The 20392-nt window shown below is 61.1% G+C and carries 14 protein-coding genes and 1 pseudogene; 11 read left to right on the forward strand and 4 right to left on the reverse strand.

Annotated features, from left to right (window positions below):
• The first annotated feature begins 13 nt into the window (after positions 1 to 13).
• Positions 14 to 964, forward strand: a complete 951-nt coding sequence (locus VFG26_RS15300) for an NrtA/SsuA/CpmA family ABC transporter substrate-binding protein (RefSeq protein ID WP_325026839.1) — start codon at positions 14 to 16, stop codon at positions 962 to 964.
• Positions 965 to 1011: 47 nt separating this feature from the next.
• Here the strand turns inward: VFG26_RS15300 and VFG26_RS15305 are convergent, their stop codons facing one another.
• The 4 genes and pseudogenes from VFG26_RS15305 to VFG26_RS15320 form a co-directional block, all read right to left on the reverse strand.
• The gene (locus tag VFG26_RS15305; RefSeq protein ID WP_325026841.1) at positions 1012 to 1356 is read right to left on the reverse strand and encodes a hypothetical protein; all 345 of its coding nucleotides are present in this window, start codon (positions 1354 to 1356) and stop codon (positions 1012 to 1014) included.
• A gap of 163 nt (positions 1357 to 1519) precedes the next feature.
• Positions 1520 to 2764: pseudogene (locus VFG26_RS15310) on the reverse strand (hypothetical protein); the annotation flags it as partial.
• A 203-nt stretch (positions 2765 to 2967) separates the two neighbouring features.
• On the reverse strand, positions 2968 to 4311 hold the full coding sequence (locus VFG26_RS15315) for a ferredoxin reductase family protein (protein ID WP_325026845.1): 1344 nt from the start codon (positions 4309 to 4311) through the stop codon (positions 2968 to 2970).
• A gap of 511 nt (positions 4312 to 4822) precedes the next feature.
• Positions 4823 to 7192 (reverse strand): TonB-dependent receptor, encoded by a 2370-nt coding sequence (locus VFG26_RS15320; protein ID WP_325026847.1) that lies wholly within the window; start codon positions 7190 to 7192, stop codon positions 4823 to 4825.
• A 355-nt stretch (positions 7193 to 7547) separates the two neighbouring features.
• Here VFG26_RS15320 and VFG26_RS15325 point away from each other — a divergent pair, with 355 nt between their 5' ends.
• From VFG26_RS15325 to VFG26_RS15370, 10 genes are all read left to right on the forward strand, one after another.
• Positions 7548 to 7757 (forward strand): hypothetical protein, encoded by a 210-nt coding sequence (locus VFG26_RS15325; RefSeq protein ID WP_325026849.1) that lies wholly within the window; start codon positions 7548 to 7550, stop codon positions 7755 to 7757.
• A 218-nt stretch (positions 7758 to 7975) separates the two neighbouring features.
• Complete coding sequence (locus VFG26_RS15330) at positions 7976 to 9229, forward strand: sarcosine oxidase subunit beta family protein (RefSeq protein ID WP_325026851.1); 1254 nt, start codon at positions 7976 to 7978, stop codon at positions 9227 to 9229.
• A gap of 14 nt (positions 9230 to 9243) precedes the next feature.
• The gene (locus VFG26_RS15335) at positions 9244 to 9543 is read left to right on the forward strand and encodes a sarcosine oxidase subunit delta (protein WP_325026853.1); all 300 of its coding nucleotides are present in this window, start codon (positions 9244 to 9246) and stop codon (positions 9541 to 9543) included.
• Positions 9540 to 12575 (forward strand): sarcosine oxidase subunit alpha family protein, encoded by a 3036-nt coding sequence (locus VFG26_RS15340; RefSeq protein WP_325026855.1) that lies wholly within the window; start codon positions 9540 to 9542, stop codon positions 12573 to 12575. The genes VFG26_RS15335 and VFG26_RS15340 overlap by 4 nt, the downstream gene beginning before the upstream one ends.
• Positions 12568 to 13218, forward strand: coding sequence for a sarcosine oxidase subunit gamma (locus VFG26_RS15345; RefSeq protein WP_325026857.1), 651 nt, complete (start codon positions 12568 to 12570; stop codon positions 13216 to 13218). The genes VFG26_RS15340 and VFG26_RS15345 overlap by 8 nt, the downstream gene beginning before the upstream one ends.
• 10 nt (positions 13219 to 13228) lie before the next feature.
• Positions 13229 to 15292, forward strand: coding sequence for an NADH:flavin oxidoreductase (locus VFG26_RS15350; RefSeq protein WP_325026859.1), 2064 nt, complete (start codon positions 13229 to 13231; stop codon positions 15290 to 15292).
• A gap of 2 nt (positions 15293 to 15294) precedes the next feature.
• Positions 15295 to 17175 carry a (Fe-S)-binding protein gene (locus tag VFG26_RS15355; RefSeq protein ID WP_325026861.1) on the forward strand — a complete coding sequence of 627 codons (1881 nt, stop codon included), beginning with the start codon at positions 15295 to 15297 and terminating at the stop codon, positions 17173 to 17175.
• The gene (locus VFG26_RS15360) at positions 17172 to 18296 is read left to right on the forward strand and encodes an electron transfer flavoprotein subunit alpha/FixB family protein (protein WP_325026863.1); all 1125 of its coding nucleotides are present in this window, start codon (positions 17172 to 17174) and stop codon (positions 18294 to 18296) included. The genes VFG26_RS15355 and VFG26_RS15360 overlap by 4 nt, the downstream gene beginning before the upstream one ends.
• Complete coding sequence (locus VFG26_RS15365) at positions 18293 to 19069, forward strand: hypothetical protein (protein ID WP_325026865.1); 777 nt, start codon at positions 18293 to 18295, stop codon at positions 19067 to 19069. Before VFG26_RS15360 ends, VFG26_RS15365 begins: the two co-directional genes overlap by 4 nt.
• A 23-nt stretch (positions 19070 to 19092) precedes the next feature.
• A complete protein-coding gene (locus tag VFG26_RS15370; RefSeq protein WP_325026867.1) occupies positions 19093 to 20373 on the forward strand; it encodes an aromatic ring-hydroxylating dioxygenase subunit alpha in 1281 nt (426 codons plus the stop codon).
• The last annotated feature ends 19 nt before the right edge of the window (positions 20374 to 20392 follow it).

The raw sequence follows: 20392 nt of genomic DNA on the forward strand, positions 1-20392 counted from the left end.
AAAGGACTCTCGAATGCCACTATCATTGCGCGGCGTCGCGCGAACGCTTGCTACCGGCCTTATCGCCGCGGTCGCGATCCACGGAACCGCGCTCGCCGAAAACGCAAAGATCCGTATCGGCTATCCTTCAGGCATGAACGGCCAGGTGCCGGTGGTGCTGGACAAGGCCGGAATTGCCGCTAAACATCACCTCGCCGCCGAATTCACCGGATTTCAGTACGGTCCTCCGATGATGGAAGGGCTCGCCTCCGGGCAGCTCGACGCCGTTGTCACGAGCTTCCTTCCGCCATTCAATCTGTCGGCCAAGCTTCCAGGTTCCGTCAAGTTTGTCGCCACGCTAGGTCAGTCGAGCCATTCGATCCTGGTGCCGAAGGACAGCACGGCAAAATCACTCGCCGATCTCAAGGGTCGCAAAATCGGCCTCTCCTTCAATTCGGAGTCGCATCTCGACTTGATCGTCTCGATCAAAGAACTCGGCCTCGACGATAAATCCGAATTTCAGCTCGTCAATCTGCAGCCGAACGAACTTCCAGCCGCTCTGGAGAAGGGGCTCGTAGATGCGGCCCTCATCCGCCAGCCGCAGACATTGCGCCTTGTGGAGAGCCTCGGGGCCAGGGAAATTCAGAAGTGGCCGTTCCGCTTCACCTCCATCGTCCGCACCGAGTATCTTACCGCCAATCCGGAAGCCGTGAAGAACTACGTCGAGGCCTTGAAGGATGCAGTTCTCTTCATTGCCACCAATCCCGATCAGGCAGCCACATGGTTCGCAGAATCGCAGCGGCTCGATCCGTCCGTCGTGAAGAAGCTGTCGGGCGAAAATCCGCTTTTCGCCGCGACGAAGCGCGAGGACATCAAGATCGAAGTGGACGACGCGTTCAAAAAACTCATCGCTGAGCGACTGGAGGCGGCAACCAAATACGGCTTGATCAAGGGAACGATCGACTCGTCTGTTCTCACGCAGTAAAGGCGGGACGTTGGCCGCTGCCTTCAGCTGGCGGCCAAGGTCCAACTTCAGTCTTTGAAGCGGATGAAGAGTGGCGACGTCCAGACTTTCTCGTCGTCGATCTGTCGCGCCGAGATGTAAACGGGCCGGAAGCCGTGCGGGCCGTTTCTCGCTTCCACCTCGATCTCACCTGAAAGCTCTAGCGGCAGTGGCGCGTCAGTCAGGCGCTCGAGCGCCAGGAACAGGCCCTCACCGCCGAGATCCCGCCGTAGCTCTCCCTTCTCGAACAGCTCGGCCCCGGTGACATCCCACTTGAACGTCGGGCGATGAACAAATGCGGCGTGCGCCCGCGGATCGCCGATCTTCTGGTATTCGCCAATGGTGCCTTCGATGGCGATCGACGCGCCCTCCAATCCGCTGGCGTCGATCTCGATAATATCGGCGTCGCCATACGTTTCGGAGTTGAAGAAAATCTCCGTCGCGCCATTGCGCCAAGCCGCTTCCTCAGGGTGCTCGAAGCCATACGATTTTACCGAGTGAATGACGGCGTTGGAGATCGTGAGAACACCCGACCATTTCGAACGAGCGCGTTGAGTTGCCGGCTCGGTCGAAGGGAAACTCAGGCTTGTTGCCGTGCAGGAAGATAACGTTGTGGTCGCCACCCGCGCAGGAATTTCCGCACCATTCAGTGCCAGGAAAGCAAACAAATTCGCCGTCGGTATGCAGGCAGTGAATCAAATCGACAGCGGCGTTCCAATTCTTTTCCGTGATGTTGAAGTCGTTGGCGGTGTAGCCCAGCACGTCGAGCCCGGCGACGTCGCGTCCATAAGTCAGGTTGTATTCGGTATTATTGATGCCGACCGTATCCTCAGAGTGGACGTGAAGGTCGGCGAACCATAAGCGCGGTGTCGCGGGCGTGTGATCGATGCGCAGCGTTGCGCGCGCCTCGGTCATGTTGGGAAGAGCTGGAATACGCGCCGTGATCTGGAGTTCTCCCTCACGGCCAGAAGTCTCGACGTCGAACTTGACAACAGCCCACGCCGCTTTTGGAAACTGATACGTTTGCGTTTCCTCTGCTTCTCCACCGGAATTGGTCAAGCTGACTTCGAGATCTTCATTCAAGCCGAGACAAACGTTGCCCCAGCGATCGAAAGCACGGATGCGAACCGGAGCTATTTCTACGGCTCCAGCAAGGCGGCGTGTCACGATAGAGAGAGCCGCGGGCGGGCCTGAGACAATATCGATTCTGACGTCACCCGGCACGGGAGCGAATTTTGAGGTGCCGAGCGGATCGACGAACGCGCGGAATGCAAAGCCCTTCTCCTCGAACGTCTGCACACGCGTTCCCGATCCGCCACCGCGCCGGTCGCCGAGGCGGATCGTGATCCGGTCTCCCGGATTGAGGTATCCATCAACGATGTCGATCAAGAGCGCTTTTTGGAACGGACGCTCATGCCCCTTCTGGTCAAAACTGACCTTCAGAGCCTGGACAGTCGCCGGGCCTTGTCCTGGAACGAGTGAGCCTGCCGAATATTCCGCCGAGACGTAATTCGCGGCCGTCGGGTCGCTGGTCTGAAACAGGGCCCAGTCCGTGTAGAATTTGAAGGCAATCTTGAGCCTGGCGCCGTCGGCAATGCCGCTCTCGCCAACTGTATAGTCGAGCACGATCTCGTCCCAGACGCCGGCCACAAGCCTGTCGTGAGAGGAACGAAGTACCCCGAGAAATGGATAGGCCCTGTTTTTATCTCTGAGCCCCTGAGGAACGGTGCGGACTTGAGAAGAAGATGAAGCTGCGTCTCTCTGATCGTGTTCGTCTCGCAAGCGCGTTTCCTCGGATGTCGTCGCGGCCGGACATCAGAGGCGTACAGAAGGCCGCGGGAGTGTTGGGTAAGTTCTGGCGCAAGCTGCCTATAGGCCGGGGTGACCGGCGAACTAATCATCAAATTCAGAAATGCATATTCCAAACGAGAGAAAGCCACTGTCGCTGAACGTGGCGAAGACAGGGTTGATCGCGTCAAAGCAATTCACCTCATATCAAACAGCTCCTGATGGAACTGAGAGGGAGGCAAGCCCTGGGCTACCATCGGATCGCGCATTGCGCGACCGAACTCGAGCGGACCGCAGAACAGGATGTCCGCATCTTTCCAATAAGGCGCCAAAGCTTCGAGGCGATCCAAAGTCAATCTGCCGTGCGCGGATTCCACGAGCACATGAAACCGGACACCGGCTTTCTCGGCAAGTTCGCGGAGATACTTGATGAAGTCCTCTTCTTGCGTGGAGGTGGCATAAAAGAGGTCGACCTGCCGCCGGATGCTGCCCTGCTGCGCCAGAGCTTTCAAGCGCGCGATAAAGGGTGTGATGCCAACGCCACCGCCGATCCAGATTTGGCGGCGATGGTCATCAGGGAAATTGAAGCGGCCGTAAGGTCCTTCGACGACGACGCCCTGGCCCACGTAAAGAGTGCTGGCCAACGTTCGTGTGTAATCTCCAAGCCCCTTGATCGTGAATGTCAGAAGCCCGTCATCGCGCCAAGGAGATGAAATAGTGAAAGGATGCGCATCCTCCGGATCGTCGAAGTTCACGAATGCAAACTGTCCAGCTTCATGCCCTCGCCAAGCTGTTTCAAGCTTCACCGTGACTTCCAGCAAGTTATTTTCATAAAGGCGCACGTTCATGACCCGCCCCGAGGCTTTGCGCAAATAGCCAATCTTCTGAGAAAGAGAAACGAGTGCCGCCACAGAGCCGGCGCTCAAGAGTACCGCTAGCGCTGGACCAATCGGCTTCGTCCAGTATGAAAGGTCCATCAGAATGAAGGTATGGAACACAAGTACGAGATACACAGCTGGCATGAGCTTGTGCGTCTTGAAAAAGTACTTGTAAGGAAAGCGTTTCCACAATGCGAGCAGCACGAGGATAGCCAGCAGGTAGAAAGTCCATTCTCCGACATGCGCCGCAGGCTCACGAAGATCGCGAAAGACGTCGAATCCTGGAGGGGCTTGAACGGGTGGGGCTCCGCGGGCTGGCCGTGGAGGCAATTCGAACAAGCTTAGCTTCGTAATCCAGGACGGCCCCATCCTGATGAGCCAATGAGCGATCGCGAAAGCGAAAGCCCCAATTCCCAGCCACTTATGCAAGCGATAGAACTTATCCAGCCCCCCGAGCGGAGTCTCGAACCAGACGGGACGGGCCGCCAGGATCACTCCGACGGACATTAGGCCGATCGCTAGTACGCCCGAGCCGTACACCAGCGTCCTGCGTGTAAGCCAAAACCCTCCCGTGAAGGCACCGGGCGCCAAGCTGAGCAACCACAGCACGGCGAGTGCTACGACACACGCCATGAACACAGTCCACAGCCTGGCTAGCTGCATTGCCGCCTCCGCATGTGGTGATCGGCCCCACGGCCGATGGCTCCCGCCATTGGCGCGGGTTCCTGATCACATAAGATGGGGAGTGCCGAAATAAAGGTGATCGTCAGCTCCGCGAGCTGACTGTGCGCGCCCTATTTCCCTGACGGCCGAGCAGACTTTGGTCAAGTTTCTAACCCTGCCTGCAAACAACGCGGAAAACCGAAGTCAGTGCCATGAGCCAGCGATGAGCGTCGGGCCGGCAAGCGCAGCTGAGCGCATGTGTCAGAGCAGCAATCTCGGCAAATGCGGACAAGATTGGTTTCGACTTCTTGAATCGAACTTCAAAAAATCTGACTGAGCTTCTGCGTGCGTGTTGCCATTGAGAGGGCAGCGCCTGCCCAGGTGCTTCACCAGCGCTTTGCCTGTGAACCAGTCACGCCCGCAGTCGTGTTGCAACCGGCGCAAAAACTTCGGGCCCAAGCTGGAGGTCCAGCGTTGAGCCCGAAATCAGAGGAGGTGGGTTCTTATAGGATCAGCCGTCGAACTTCAGAGTGAAGCCGCCCATGATGGTCCGTCCGAGGCCCGGCTTGATGCCGTCCGAGCGATCCGTGATGTAGAGCTCGTCCGTCAAGTTCTGGCCGGAGACGAACAGCGTGAGCTGGTCGGTAACCTTGAGGTTGGAGCGGGCCGACAGCAGCCACACATCCGGGATCTCGCCTCCGTCTTCAAAGGACATGTTCATCGCGTCGGTATGGAAGGCGCCGCGATAGGTCCAGGTCAGGCTAGCGTCCCATCCGATGCGATGCTCTACGCCGACAGTCAGGTTGGCGAAGTGCCGGATCGATTCCGGTACGCTGTTTCCGGAGACGTTCTGCAGGTTATCGTCGTCGTCCGGCGCTAGGCCCTTTTTGATTTCTGCGTCGGCGAAGGTATAGGCAGCCTCACCGAACACATTCCACGGACCGCCCGTGAACGCCTTGCTGTCGAGCCTGGAGTAGAGTTCGAAGCCCTGGATCGCAACCCTGTCGAGCGCCGTGAACACGCGGTCCCCGAACTCGTCCTGGAACGCTTCACCGAACTGGTAATTCGAGATTCGGTTGTAGAAGTAAGCGGCATCGAAGGTCAAACCGCGGATCGCCGTCGAGCGAACACCGAGTTCGAAGTTGTCGCCGATCTCTTCCTTAGGAGCGAGGAAGGACTCGAGATCGTCATTCGCGTCGCGGATGATGTGCGGGGTCAGACCACGGTGGTAGCCGCCGTAGACCGTTGTCCGCGGTAATGCTTCCCATGCGAAGCCGAGCATCGGCAGCACCTGGTCGTAGCTTTTGCTTCCCGAGATGCCTTCGTCGAGATCGTTGAACTTGATATCGTAGTTTTCCAGGCGGACGCCGGGCGTAACCGTGAACGTCGGCGTTACGTGGATTGCTGACTGAACAAAGGCTGCAAACGCACGCGCTTCGAGCTTTGTTGGATCGCCGTCCCGTTCGCCTCTATTGTTGAAGTTGAGGGCCTCGCCAACCGAACCGATGCGGTTCTGGTTGTTGAAGTACTGCTGCTCGTAGCGGATACCGGCTTGCACGTCGTGCCGCATGCCGCCGAACAGTGGCAGATTGGCGAACTCGACGCGCGTGTCGCCGCCATAGTTCTGATATCGGCGGTCACGGCCTTCCATCAGAATGTCGTCCCGCGTGTCGCCCGGAGCATCTTCGCTGTTGAAGAAGCGCGCGCGCTCGTGATCGTGCAGGAAGAAGCGTGACGAAGCGGTCGTGTTCTTGTCGACGTAGTAGTTGTGCGCCACCTGAAGGCGGTAGAAATCAGCATTGTAGTTGCTGAGATCGTGGCAGCACGGGGCTTCGTAGTTGCCACCTGCTGCTGCGCCCCTGGTCTTGTTGTGACCGAACCTGAAGAAGTCCGCGTAGGAACCGCCGAAGTTGTCCTCGTCGTAGGTATCGCGCTGACGGAAGTAGCCGCCCGAGATCGTCAGATCCTGGTTCGTGCCTCTGAAACCGATCGCACCGTAGAAGTCGTTGTAGCCGAGATCTTCGACATTCCACGAGCCGCCGGCGTCAGCACCGGAGTACGAGGCGACGACGCCGACGTTCCCGAGATTCTGCCGCGTATGAGTGTGGCGGAAGTTGTTGATGTCGCGATCGCTGCCTTCCGTCGTGCCGATTGCACCCTTAATCACGGTCTCATTGGCGCCGAACGGAGAGAGATTGCGGAAGTTGATCACGCCGTGGTTGTTGAGCGGGCCGTAATTGACGATGGGTCCGCGCATGACCTCGATGCTGTCGATACGCTCGAGCGGCGGCGTGTAGTGGGTGGATGAGTCGAGATAGGTCGAGAAGTTGATCGGCACGCCGTCCTCCATGACGAGGACCTTGCGCGAGCGGCGGAAAGGCGAGCCGCGAACGCCGATGCCGCTATGGCGCGACATGCCGTCGTCCGTGACGGTTACAACGCCGGGCACGCGGGCCAGGGCTTCATGGGTTGTCAGCGGCCGCTGTTCTTCGATGTCGGCAGCAGTCACTTGGCTGGCTGAGCCTGCGAAATCCGCCAGGTTCTCCGGAAGCATCGCCTTGGCGTTGATTGGCGAAATCGCTCCGCTCTCGGCACGTGCCGCGGCACCGCCGCTTGCCACAGCCCCATATGGCGAATTTTCGAGGATGGGCGCATCAGGCGCCGCTGCTGTCGTAGCGGGTGGCGGTTGCGTCGCTGCCTGCGCTGGCGCAGGCTTCTTCTTCTTCGGTGTCGGAGGCTGAGTTTTCTTTTGCTGAACAACCTCAACATGAGGCAGTTCGGACTGATCGGAAGCCTCTGTAGTCGTCTGCGCGCTGGCGGGCGACGCCATGATGCCGAGCGTGCCGGCCATGACGGTGAGTTTTAGTTTTCTACGTCGCAAAATTTGGTTCCCCCAAATAAACCCTTGTTGGATCCCAGGAAATCCGGCCCCCCACGGACAAGCCCCCGAGATATGTTCCGATATAGCGTAACCTGATCACTAATTAACGCCGTTCACTAGCTGTTGATTATAATTTGATAAGATTCCGGGACCTCCGGTCGAGCAAGCGCGCATCGCGATCTGCCGTCCAGATCAACCCAAGCCGCCGCGGGCAGCGGCGTCTCCAACAACTCAGATTGCCGTGACACGCCGGACCGTTTTGACCGCCCGTGTTGCGCCGTCCTCGATGCCAAGTCGCTCCACGTCGCAGCTTGAACTCGGCTTGCTGTCGCAATGAGGGGAGGGGGGACTGCCCATGACGGTCGATGCGGCGACTTCATTGCCAAGGTCGAACGCGCCTACCTACGGCGAGGCGCTTTACAACGGCATCCCGGAGGTGGTGGAAGATCCCGGCCGGGCAGAGAAGTGGCGCATCTTGACCGAGCTTGAAGTTGTCACGAAGGCATTCTGCGACCCGAACTGGCTGGAAAGTTCGACGTGTCGATCAACCCGCTACGCGAACTGATCGCCAAGTCGCAAAGCTTAGTCCGGGCGATTGACCAGTCATCTGATCGTCCAGTCCTCTGCCGGCCGGCTGGCCCGGTGACGCATTGGTCCCATCGTGTCGCAATTGGAAAAGTTTGCGTCTTCTGCGGCTTCGCGGACAAGCCGAAGCCGGCCTAACACACGGAATGCGCCAGCATATCGCTTGTGTGGCCCGCGGATGCGAGGTGGGGAGCTTTGATGAGGAAAGACTACTCTTCCTGGTCGCTTTTCACCAAAGGCCTCAGGCACAACGAAGGCTGGGAGCCGGCGTGGCGCAGCGCCGAGCCGAAGCCGTCGTACGACGTCGTCATCGTCGGCGCAGGCGGCCACGGGCTCGCGACCGCCTACTACCTCGCGAAGGAGCACGGCGTCCGCAACATCGCGATCCTCGAGAAGGGCTATCTCGGTGGCGGCAACACCGCGCGCAACACCACGATCGTGCGCTCCAATTATCTCTGGGACGAAGCGGCCCTGCTTTATGAGCACGCGCTGAAACTTTGGGAGAGCTTGACGCAAGAGCTGAACTTCAACGTCATGTTCAGCCAGCGCGGCGTCTTCAATCTCGGCCACACCCTGCAGGACATGCGCGATATCGAGCGCCGCGTGAATGCGAACAACTTGAACGGTATCGATGCGCTCGTGCTCGACGCTGCGGAGGTCAAGCAGCGTATCCCCATTCTCAACACGGCGAAGACGGCGCGCTACCCGGTACTCGGCGCGAGCTTCCAGCCCCGCGGCGGTGTTGCGCGCCATGATGCCGTGGCATGGGGCTTCGCGCGCGCGGCTAGCGCCTGGGGCGTCGACATCATCGAGAATTGCGAAGTCACGGGAATGGACATCGCGAATGGCCGCATCGTGGGACTGGAGACAACGCGCGGCACGATCAAATCAGAGCGCGTCGGCTGCGTTGCCGCCGGTCACTCGTCCGTTCTCGCTAAGATGGCCGGCATTCGCATGCCGATCGAAAGCCACCCGCTGCAAGCCTTCGTGTCCGAATCCATGAAGCCGGTTCTCGATACGGTCGTCATGTCGAATGCGGTGCACGGCTATGTCAGCCAATCCGACAAAGGCGAACTCGTTATCGGCGCGGGCATCGACCACTACACGAGCTACACGCAGCGGGGCAGCCCGCACATCATCGAGCACACCGCTGCCGCCATCATCGAACTCTTCCCGATGTTCTCGCGCGTGCGCATGAACCGCCAATGGGGCGGCATCGTCGATACCACGCCGGACGCGTGCCCGATCATCAGTAAGACCAAGGTCAAGGGCCTCTACTTCAACTGCGGCTGGGGAACGGGCGGCTTCAAGGCGACGCCGGGCTCCGGCAATGTCTTCGCCTATACGATCGCGAATGATGAGCCGCATCCGCTCAATCGCGCTTTCGATTTGCGCCGCTTCGCAACCGGACATCTCATCGATGAGCACGGCGCAGCTGGCGTCGCTCACTAGTTCAGGATCGCGCGATGTTTGTGTTGTTCTGCCCCCATTGCCGGGAAAAACGCGAAGAAGAGGAATTCGGCTACGGCGGCGAAGCGTTTACCGCGCGTCCAGCCGAGCCCGAAGCGATCGATGACGACGCCTGGGGCGACTATCTCTTCATGCGCAAAAATCCCAAGGGCTGGCATTGGGAAGTGTGGTCGCACAACACGGGCTGCCGCAAGTTCTTCGTCGTGAAGCGCAACACTGCGACCAACGCCATCGCCGGGACCTGGACGCTTGCCGACGGCCGGAAGGCCTATGACGCGGAGGGCTGCGCGCCGTGACCAGCTTCCGCATCCGGCGTCCTGGCGTGCGGATCAATTTCGATAAGCAGCTGTCGTTTTCCTTTGATGACCAACTCTATGCTGGCTTCGAGGGAGACACGCTGGCATCGGCGCTGCTGGCGAACGGTGTGCGCATGCTCGCCCGCAGCTTCAAGTACGGCCGTCCGCGCGGCATCGTTAGCGCGGGGCCGGAAGAGCCGAACGCGCTGATGCAAGTCGAAGCTGGCGCGCACACGATCCCCAACCTGAAGGCCACTCAGGTCGAACTCTACGATGGGTTGATCGCGCGCCGGACGAGTGGCTATCCGACGCTGGAATTCGATTTGAAGAGCTTTGGCGGCTTGTTCGCGCGCTTCATGCCCGCGGGCTTCTATTACAAGACGTTCCAGAACAGGAAGCTCTGGCCGAAGTTCGAGCATATCATCCGCCAAGCGGCGGGATACGGCAGGGCGCCGGCCGAAGCCGACCCCGAAACCTACGATCACAGCCACAGGCATGTGCAGGTTCTCGTCGTTGGCGGCGGCGCCAGCGGATTGCTCGCAGCGCTCGCGGCAGGACGCGCGGGATTGAAAACCGTTCTGCTCGACGAGCAGAACGAACCGGGCGGCTGGCTGTTGTCATCGCCGCAAAGCATGATCGGCGCAAGTCAAGCGAACGATTGGCTGCAAACGACGATTGCTGAAATGCAAAGCCTGCCAAATGTCGAGGTGCTGACACGCACGAGCGCGTTCGCGCTGCACGACATGAACCTCATCTTGGCAGTCGAACAGCTTCAGGATCATCTGGCGCTCGCGGAACGTGTTTCCAATCGGCCGCGCCAAAGACTGCATCGCATTCGCGCAGATAACGTGGTGCTTGCAACGGGAGCCATCGAGCGCCCGCTGGTGTTCGGCAACAACGACATCCCCGGCATCATGACGGCGTCGGCGCTCACCACGTATCTCAATCGGTACGGCGTGGCGGCGGGCAAACGCGTGCTGCTGCAGACGAACAACGATCACGTCTATCAAGGCGCCTGCGATCTCGCCCGCGCTGGATGCGAAGTCGTGTTGGCGGATGTACGCACCCGCATCAATCCCACTTGGGAAAAGCGCGTCCGCGCGGCGGGAGTCGATCTGCGAACCGGCCACGGCATCGCCTACGCGAAAGGTGGCCGCGCGCTGAGCGGCGCGCAGCTGGTCAAGCTTGATGCCGAGCGCAATGTCGCCCTCGGCATGGGCCCTTTCATCGATTGCGATGCGCTGGGCAGCTCCGGCGGCCTCTCGCCAACCGTGCACCTCTACTGCCACGACGGCGGCCGGCCGCATTGGAATGAAGCGAAGCTGGCGTTCGTCGTGCCGGCAACGGGGCGGGCAAAATCCGGCATTTATTGCGTCGGCGCGGTCACGGGCGAATTCGGCTTGCAGGAGCCGCTCGAGCAGACGCAGCAGACAATGCGCGATCTGTTGTCATCATTCGGCAAGACCGCGACCATCGATGCAGTGGATGTGCAGACCGGCGAGCCGCCAGCCATTCTGGCGCGCCGCGTCTTCCGCATTCCCGACGGCAAGCGCGAAGGGCGCGGCAAGAAGGCCTTCGTCGATTTTCAGAACGACGTGTCCGCCGCCGACATCCATCTCGCCGTGCGCGAGAACTATCGATCCATCGAGCACATCAAACGCTACACCGCGCTGGGATTAGGTACGGATCAGGGCAAGCTGTCCAACGTCAACGGCTTTGCCATCGCCGCCGATGCGTTGGGCAAAAGCATCCCGGAAGTCGGCACGACCACGTATCGGCCGGCCTATTCGCCGGTCACGTTCGGCACGCTTGCGGGCGCGCATGCGGACGACACGTTCGAGCCGCGGCGGTATTCGCCGATGCACGAAGCGCACGTTGCGCGCGGCGCGGAGTTCGAGCCGGTCGGCCAATGGCTGCGGCCCTGGTATTTCCCGCAAGCAGGCGAGGACATGCACGCCGCCGTGCGCCGGGAGTGCCTGGCCGCGCGGCGCGGCGTTGCCATCATGGATGCTTCGACGCTGGGCAAGATCGATCTGCGCGGCAAGGACGTCCGCGAATTACTGGAGCGCGTCTACGCCAACGCCTGGAAGAAGCTCGCGCCAGGCAAGTGCCGCTACGGCCTGATGCTCGATGAGAACGGCATGGTGATGGACGACGGCGTCACCGCCTGCATCGCCGACGATCACTTCGTCATGACGACGACGACCGGCGGTGCCGCCCGCGTGCTGACCTGGCTCGAGAAATGGCATCAGACCGAATGGCCCGAACTCGACGTCTACATGACGTCCGTCACCGATCACTGGGCGACGGCTGCCATCGTCGGACCCAAGAGCCGCGACGTGCTGGCGAAGCTGTGTACTGACATCGACCTCTCGCCCTCTGCATTCAAGTTCATGGACTGGCGGGAAGGCGCGGTTGCCGGTGTTCCTGCGCGCGTCTTCCGCATCAGCTTTTCCGGCGAACTCGCCTTCGAGATCAACGTAGATGCCAACTACGGCCATCACGTTTGGGAAGCGCTGATGGACGCCGGCCGCGAATTCGGCATCACGCCCTACGGCACCGAGACGATGCACGTGCTGCGCGCGGAGAAAGGCTTCATTATTGTCGGCCAGGACACGGATGGCTCGATGACACCGTTCGATCTCGATATGGCCTGGGCCGTCAGCATGAAGAAGCCGTTCAGCTTCATCGGCAAGCGTTCGCTGGCGCGGAGCGATACGGCCGGGCCCAACCGCAAGCAGCTCGTCGGATTGTTGACGGACGATCCCGATACCGTTCTCCCCGAAGGCGCGCAGATTATCGAGAGTTCGGATGCCGCACCGCCCGTTCCAATGCTGGGTCATGTCACGTCGAGCTACTACAGCGCCGAACTCGGCCGCTCGATCGCACTCGCCGTGGTTCGCGATGGGATCAAGCGGCGAAGCACAGAAGGCCGCAACAGTCTTTATGCCTACGCTCGCGGCAAAGCGCACAAGGTCAAGCTCGTCTCTCCCGTCTTCGTCGATGCGCAGGGAGAACGGCAGAATGTCTGAGCCCGTCATGCGCTCGCCGCTCTGCGCGCATCACCTGGAAGGCCAAGCGCGCCCGATCGACGGCAGTTGCGGCGTCTGGGCGAACGAGCTCCCGCACCAGGGCTACATCAGCCTGCGCGGAAATTCGAATGACCAAGCTTTCGTCAACGCCGCATCGGCCGCGCTCGGGCTGTCGCTTCCCGTCGAGCCTTGCACCTTCATCGCATCGCATGGCGTGACCGTACTGTGGCTGTCGCCCGACGAATGGATGATCATCGCCTCGCGAGACCAAACATCCCCACTGCTTGCGAGCTTGCGGAACGCTCTGCAAGAGGTCCGCAGTCAAGTCGTCGATAATTCCGGCGGCTATACGCAACTCGTCCTCAAAGGCGCGCATGCGCTCGATGTCCTGCAGCACGTCAGCGTCTATGACTTCGCAAGCCTGCAGCCGGGCCGCGTCGTCGGCACGACCGTTGGCAAATCCTCTGCCTACGCGTTCCGTAAGGGCGACGGCTTCCGGCTCATCGTCAGGCGCAGTTTCGCCGATTACATCTGGCGCTTTCTCGCGCGCGCTGCCGCGCCTTACGGATTGGGCATTGCCGAAACCCGTGAGGCCAGCGAGACAGCCTCCGGCGCCCTCTCAATCAACCTGGCACTGGGCTGAGGAGCAGGCGATGCGCTACCCGCACATCTTCACGCCCCTGAAGCTCAATCAGCTGACGCTGCCCAATCGCATCTACTCCACAGCACACGCCGAAGCGTATGCGGACGCTGGCGGCATGCCGGGCGATCGCTACATCCGCTATTACGAAGAGAAGGCCAAGGGCGGCCTCGGCATGGCGATCTGCGGCGGCTCGAGCCCCGTCTCGATCGACGTTCCGCAAGGTGCGTGGCGTCCGGTCAATCTCACGACAGACCGCGTGATCGAACCGATGGCGCGGCTTGCCGAGACGGTCCATCGCCACGGCATGAAGATCATGATCCAGGCGACGCATATGGGCCGGCGCTCGGCCTATGCCGGCGATCCCTGGCCGCATCTCGTCTCGCCCTCGGGCGTGCGGGAGTTCGTGCACCGCGGCAACGCCAAGGCCATTGAGATCGAGGAGATCCATCGCATCATCGGCGACTTCGCAGCGGCCGCCAAACGGGTGCAAGCCTCGGGCTTCGACGGTATCGAACTCTCCGCCGCGCATCAGCAGTTGATCGATCAGTTCTGGTCGCCGCGCACCAACATGCGCACCGACGAGTGGGGCGGCAGCCTCGAGAACCGCATGCGCTTCGGCCTTGAAGTGCTGAAAGCCGTGCGCGAATCGGTCGGGCGCGACTTCTGCGTCGGGCTGCGCATGTGCGCCGACGAATTCCACGACGACGGTCTCGATCACGAGGTGCTGAAGGACATAGCGCAGCGCATGTCCGAGACTGGCATGCTTGATTTCATCAGCGTGATTGGCTCAGGCGCGGATACGCACAACACGCTCGCGAACTGCATGCCGCCGATGGCATTGCCGCCCGAGCCGTTCGTGCATCTCGCAAGCGGTATCAAGTCCGTCGTCAGCGTGCCGGTACTTCATGCGCAAGGCATCCGCGATATCTCGCAGGCCGAGCGCATCCTCGCGAACGGGCTCGTCGATATGGTCGGCATGACCCGCGCGCACATCGCCGATCCGCACATCATGAACAAGGTGCGCGAGGGCCGCGAAGATCAGATCCGCCAATGCGTCGGCGCGAACTACTGCATCGATCGTATGTATTCGGGCTCCGATACGCTCTGCATCCAGAATGCGGCGACCTCGCGCGAAGCGACGATGCCTCACATCATCACCAAGACGAAAGGCGCAAAGAAGCGTGTCGTTGTCGTCGGCGGAGGCCCCGCAGGTCTCGAAGCCGCGCGCGTATCGCGGTCGCGGGGGCACGATGTCATTTTGTTTGAGCGCAACCCAGGTGTCGGCGGCCAAATCAATCTCGCGGCCAAGGCACCGCAACGCGAGCAGATGGCCGGCATCGTTCGCTGGTTTGACCTTGAGACAAAACGTTTGGGCGTGGATCGCCGGCTGGAAACCGAAGCGACGCCCGATATCGTGCTCAGCGAGGAGCCGGACATCGTCGTGCTCGCAACAGGGGGGCGCAGCTTCACCGATCAAGTCGCGAACTGGGGCGCGAACGAGGGACTTTCCATCAGTTCCTGGGACATCCTCTCTGAGAAGGTCGCGCCGGCCGAGAACGTTCTCGTCTATGACGGCATCAGCGCGCACGCGGGCTTCGGCACCGCGGATTTCCTGGCGAGCCGCGGCTGCACCGTCGAGATCGTCACGCCCGATACGAAAGTCTCCGAAGATGTCGGCGGCACGACGTTCCCGATTTTCTATCGCCGCCTTTATGCGCAAGGCATCATTCCGACACCGAACCATTGGCTGGATCGCGTCTACGCTGAGGGTAACAAGAAGGTCGCCGTGTTGCGCAATGAATATACCGATGAATTAGAAGAGCGCGTCGTCGATCAGGTCATCATCGAAAACGGCATCGCGCCCAACACCGAGCTTTATACCTCGCTGAAGGGGCGCTCGATCAATCGCGGCCAGACGGATCTCAAATCGCTTTTTGCTGCCGAGCCGCAGCCGGCGCTGCAAGAGGCGACGGGCGATGGACGCTTTCTCCTCTTCCGCGTCGGGGATTGCGTGTCGATGCACAACATTCACGCCGCCATCTACGACTCGCTCCGGCTGTGTAAGGATTTTTGATCGTGTCGATCGCGGCAGCCGTGACAGCGCTGTTTTGGGTCTCGATCGCGACACTCGCGATAGGCCTCGCACGGCGCGCGGCTCTATGGCGAGCGGGCAGGGAAGCGCCGATCGAATGGGCCGGGCTCTGGAGCCTGCCGAAACGCTACTTCGTCGATCTGCATCACGTCGTCGCCCGCGATCCCTATATCGCCAATACGCATATCGCGACCGCGGGTGGCGCCTTCGCCGCGCTGCTGCTCGTGGCGATCAACTACGGCTTTGGCCTTTATCTGCCCCTGCTGGATTGGGGTATTCTCTGCGCCGCGGCCGTCATGCTGACGGGTGTCTTCTTCGTTTGGCTCCGGCGGCGCAATCCGCCAGCACGCCTCTCGGGCGGCGCTTGGAATCGGCTGCCCTATACACTCGCGGCCTTCGCCATCGGCCTCGCGCTCGTGTCGATGAGCCCGCCTCAAACGGTGTCGCTCACAATCGCAACAATAGCGCTGCTTCTCCTTCTCGCCGGTTCCGCAGAGCTTGCGCTTGGCATCGGCACCGGCTCGCCGATGAAGCATGCGGTCGCCGGGTTGCTGCATCTGGCTTTCCATCCAAGATCCGAGCGCTTCGCAGGTAAGCGGTCGACCGCGCTGGCGCCATTGGCATTGAGCAATCATGACTACGGCGTGGAGAAGCCGTCGGACTTCCTCTGGACCGAGCTGTTGAGTTTTGATGCGTGTGTCGAATGCGGAAAGTGCGAGCAATCCTGTCCCGCCTTCGCCGCAGGCCAGCCCCTCAATCCGAAGAAGCTCATCCAGGACCTCGTCGCCGGATTCTCGCACCGAAGCGATGCAGCATACGCCGGAAGGTCCTATCCCGGCATTCCAGCAGGTTCGCATCGCGGCGCGCCGGGCGACGCCATCGTACCCCGGCTGATTGAAGCGGAGACCATCTGGTCCTGCACGACGTGCCGCGCGTGCGTCGAAGAATGCCCGATGCTGATCGAGCACGTGGACGCCATCGTCGGCATGCGCCGCAACCTCAACCTCACACAAGGCGACGTGCCGGGAACCGCGCCAGACGTGCTCGCCAACTTGCGCGAAACGCAAACGCAGGGCGGATATATAAAAGCTGTGCGATACAACTGGGCCATCGATCTCGATGTGCCGGTCGCCGAGCCCGGCAAGCCCGTCGATCTGTTGCTCTTCGCAGGCGAGGGCGCATTCGACATGCGCTATCAGCGAACGCTGCGCGCGCTCGTCAAAACCCTGAAGGCCGCGCGCGCGGATTTCGCGATCCTCGGTGATCGGGAAGGCGACACCGGTGACACAGCGCGGCGTCTCGGCGACGAGGCGACGTTCCAGACATTAGCCAAGCAGAACATTGCCAGGTTGGCGGCGCTCGACTTCAAGCGCATCGTGACCGCCGATCCGCATGTGCTGCACAGCTTGCGCAATGAATATCCGGCATTCGGCGGCAACTACACCGTCATCCATCACACGGCGCTCCTGGCGCAACTCGTGTCGCAAGGCAAACTGCAACTCACAACAACATCCGAGAAGCGGCCGCTCACGTACCACGACCCCTGCTATCTCGCGCGCTACAATGGCGAGACGGAAGCACCGCGCAATCTCTTGCGCAGGCTCGGCATCAACGTACGCGAAATGCAGCGCTCCGGCATGCGCGGCAGATGCTGCGGCGGTGGTGGCGGTGCGCCGCTGACGGATGTTCCGGGCAAACAGCGCATTCCCGACATCCGCATGGCTGACGCGCGCGAAGCCGGCGCCGAAGTCATCGCCGTCGCATGCCCGCAATGCACCGCCATGCTCGAAGGCGTCGCAGGCTCGCTCGCGGAAGTCTTGGACATTGCCGAACTGGTCGCGTCATCTCTGGAAGCGCAGCCATGAGCACGGTGAAGCGCGTCGACCCGCGCCGCCCTTATCGCCTTTCGCCGTCGGGGCTGCGCCGCATTGTGCTCGGGGAAAAAGCAGAGAACGGCCAGCCTATCGGTGCATTCGCGCGCACAAATGAAAAGTCCAGGCCACTTCGTACGCAAGAGCCCGCCAAACGCTGGCACATGGCCATCGCCCATTCGAACCGCGGCCGGCTTGACGACCATGCGCGCGACGCGATCGCCGCGGCGGCCATCCTTGCGACGCCCGGTACAGGCGTCGTGGCCGTCATCCTCGGCGAAGTGCATGAGGACTTGGCGGCATTGGGCGCCGATAAGGTCATCGTCCTTCCCGACTTGGACGCGGCGAAATTCCAGCCACACCGAGAAGAGGCCGTTATCTCAGCACTGCTGAATGCCTACCAGCCCGTCCATGTTTTCATGCCCGACAACATGTCGGGCGACGGCGATCTTGGCCGCCGCCTGATCGCCAAACACGAAAGCCCTCATGCCGCGACGAATGTCGTGGAGCTGACTCCTCGCCACGCAGCGATCCGCTGGTCTGGCGGCAGCGCCCTGGCCGATGCGCCACTTCCGCGCTTCGTCCTTCTCGCGCCCGGAGGGGTCGACACCGAGCTTCCGTTCGTTGGAGCCGGGGAGGAGGTACCGCCGCCGCAAGTACCGGATGTCCGCGAGGTGTTCCGCGATCTGGGACTCGAGCAGACCGGGACGTCGGAACTAGCACTCGAAGAAGCAGACATCATCGTCGCCGCCGGTAATGGCGTCCGCAATGTCGAAACCATCGGCGCGCTCGCCGCCGTGCTCGGCGCAGCCGTGGGCGCAAGCCGCGTGGCGGTCGATGAAGGCAAGTTCCCGCGCAACAAGCAGATCGGCGCCTCCGGCAAAACCGTGAGCGCGACGACCTACTTCGCAATCGGAATTTCCGGAGCGGTTCAGCATCTGCAAGGCATCAAGAGTTGCCGCCATGTCATCGCCATCAATCGCGATCCCGGCGCGGCGATCGTCAAGCGCGCGGACCTGACTGTCATCGGCGATGCCGAGGAACTCATGCAGGCGCTGATGACGCGCATCTCGCAGGCGCGCAATCAGGCAGAAGTTTCTGGGGCCGAAGGATGAGCAAACCGTTCACCGTCGCCGCTCTGATTTCATCTGGCCGTCATCCCGTCAGCGGCGCGCCGCGCGCCTGCCGTGGCGATGCCATTGCAATGGCGGTGGGCAGGCAGATTGCGGGTGATGCACTTCGCGTCGTGCACGCAGGCTCGCCGGAAGACGCCGCGCTGCAGGACTATCTGGCGCTTGGCGCCAAAGCGATCGAGGTTCTGCTCGTCGAAGCGGATAGAAATATCATCCCCGCGCTCGCAGAGGCTTTGCAGCACGTAGATATCATTCTAACGGGCAGCAACACCGAGCTGGGTGCGGGAAGCGGGCTCCTGCCATACGTGCTGGCCCACGCACTCGCACGTCCGGTCATCGCAGGCGTGCTCGATGTGCGTGTAACGACCAGAGAAAGTGAAGTCGAGGTCCGCCAGTTTCTGCCGAGGGGACAGCGCCGCCGCATTGCGTGTCCGTTGCCGCTCGTAATGAGCGTTCATCCACGCGCACCGGTTGAACTCAGATATGCCTACGCCCGGCGGCTCTCGGGCAAAATCGCAGCACTGCCGCAAGCGAATGCTGCGGCGCCTGCCGATCCCCAGAACTGGACGGTCGAGCCAGCGCCACGCCCTCCCGTGAAGCTCAAGGCGCAAGATCGCAAATCAGCCCACGCTCGAATGCAATCCGCCGTCGTCTCAGAGGCCAAAGGCGGCATTGTCGCTTTTGAGGGGACAACCGTCGATAAAGCACAAGTGGTGCTGAACTATCTGAGAGAACATCGGCTCGTCGATTTTTAGCCGGCCGCGAAGGGAGTGGTCACATGCAAATTTCCAGCGAATTGCGAGCGATGATCGCACGCCGCCGGCCAGGCTACAGCCTTGAAGCGCCTTTCTACCGGGCGAAGGAAATCTTCGATCTCGATATGGACGTCGTCTTTGGGCGGCACTGGATTTTCGTCGGTGTCGAGCCGGACATTCCCGAGCCCGGAGATTATTTCACCGTGCCGCTCGCGCGTGCTTCGATCGTTGTCGTGCGCGACGACGACATGGCGATCCGCGCCTTTCACAACGTCTGCCGCCATCGCGGTGCACGCCTTTGCGATGGCGACAAGGGGAGTGTCGGCAACGTCGTCTGTCCCTATCATCAGTGGACATACGATCTGACGGGCAAGCTCATCCATACCGAGCATATGGGCGACGAGTTCGATCGCAGCCAATTCGGGTTGAAGATGGTGCACGTCGGCAATATCGCGGGCCTCATCTTTATCTGCCTTGCCGACGAGCCGCCCACGGACTTCGAGCAGATGCGCCAGGAGATGGAGCCCTACATCCTCCCGCATCGCATCAGCGACTGCAAAGTCGCCTACGAGGAAGACCTCATCGAGAACGGCAATTGGAAGTTCACGATGGAGAACAATCGTGAGTGCTATCATTGCAAGGCGAACCATCCGGAGCTCACCGTCTCACTCTACGAATTCGGCTTCGGCTATCAGCCCTCACCCGAGAACGCGGAGGAGGTGCAGGCCTTTCGTGATCTCATCGTTCGCGAGCACGCGAGATGGGAATCCTGCGGCCTGCCGTCTGTCGAGCGCGAATTTCTCGATAGTCGCGTCACGGCCTATCGTACGGAGCGACTGCCGCTCGATAAAGCCGGTGAGTCGCAGACGATGAACAGCAAGGTCGCCTGTCAGAAGCTGCTAGGCGATCTCACGCAGCGAAATCTCGGCGGCCTCTCGTTCTGGACGCAGCCCAATTCCTGGCATCATTTCATGAGCGACCACATCGTCACCTTTAGCGTCCTGCCAATCGATCCCGAGCGCACGCTGCTGAGGACGAAATGGCTCGTGCATAAGGATGCCGTCGAAGGCAAGGACTACGATCCCAAGGAACTGAGCGAAGTCTGGCACGCAACGAACAAGCAGGACGGCGCACTCGTCGAGCGTACGCAGATTGGCTCGCAGAGCGCCGCCTATGAGCCGGGCCCTTACTCACCCTACACGGAGGAGTTGGTGGAAAAATTCATGTCCTGGTACTTCAAGCGGCTGCGCGCGGCGACCGGGCACGAAACCGCGAACGCCAGCTCATTCGCGGCGAGTGCTTGACGCGCCATGAGTGATACAA

Origin of the sequence: Hyphomicrobium sp., from assembly GCF_035687085.1 — a bacterium.
Taxonomy (GTDB): Bacteria; Pseudomonadota; Alphaproteobacteria; order Rhizobiales; family Hyphomicrobiaceae; genus Hyphomicrobium_B.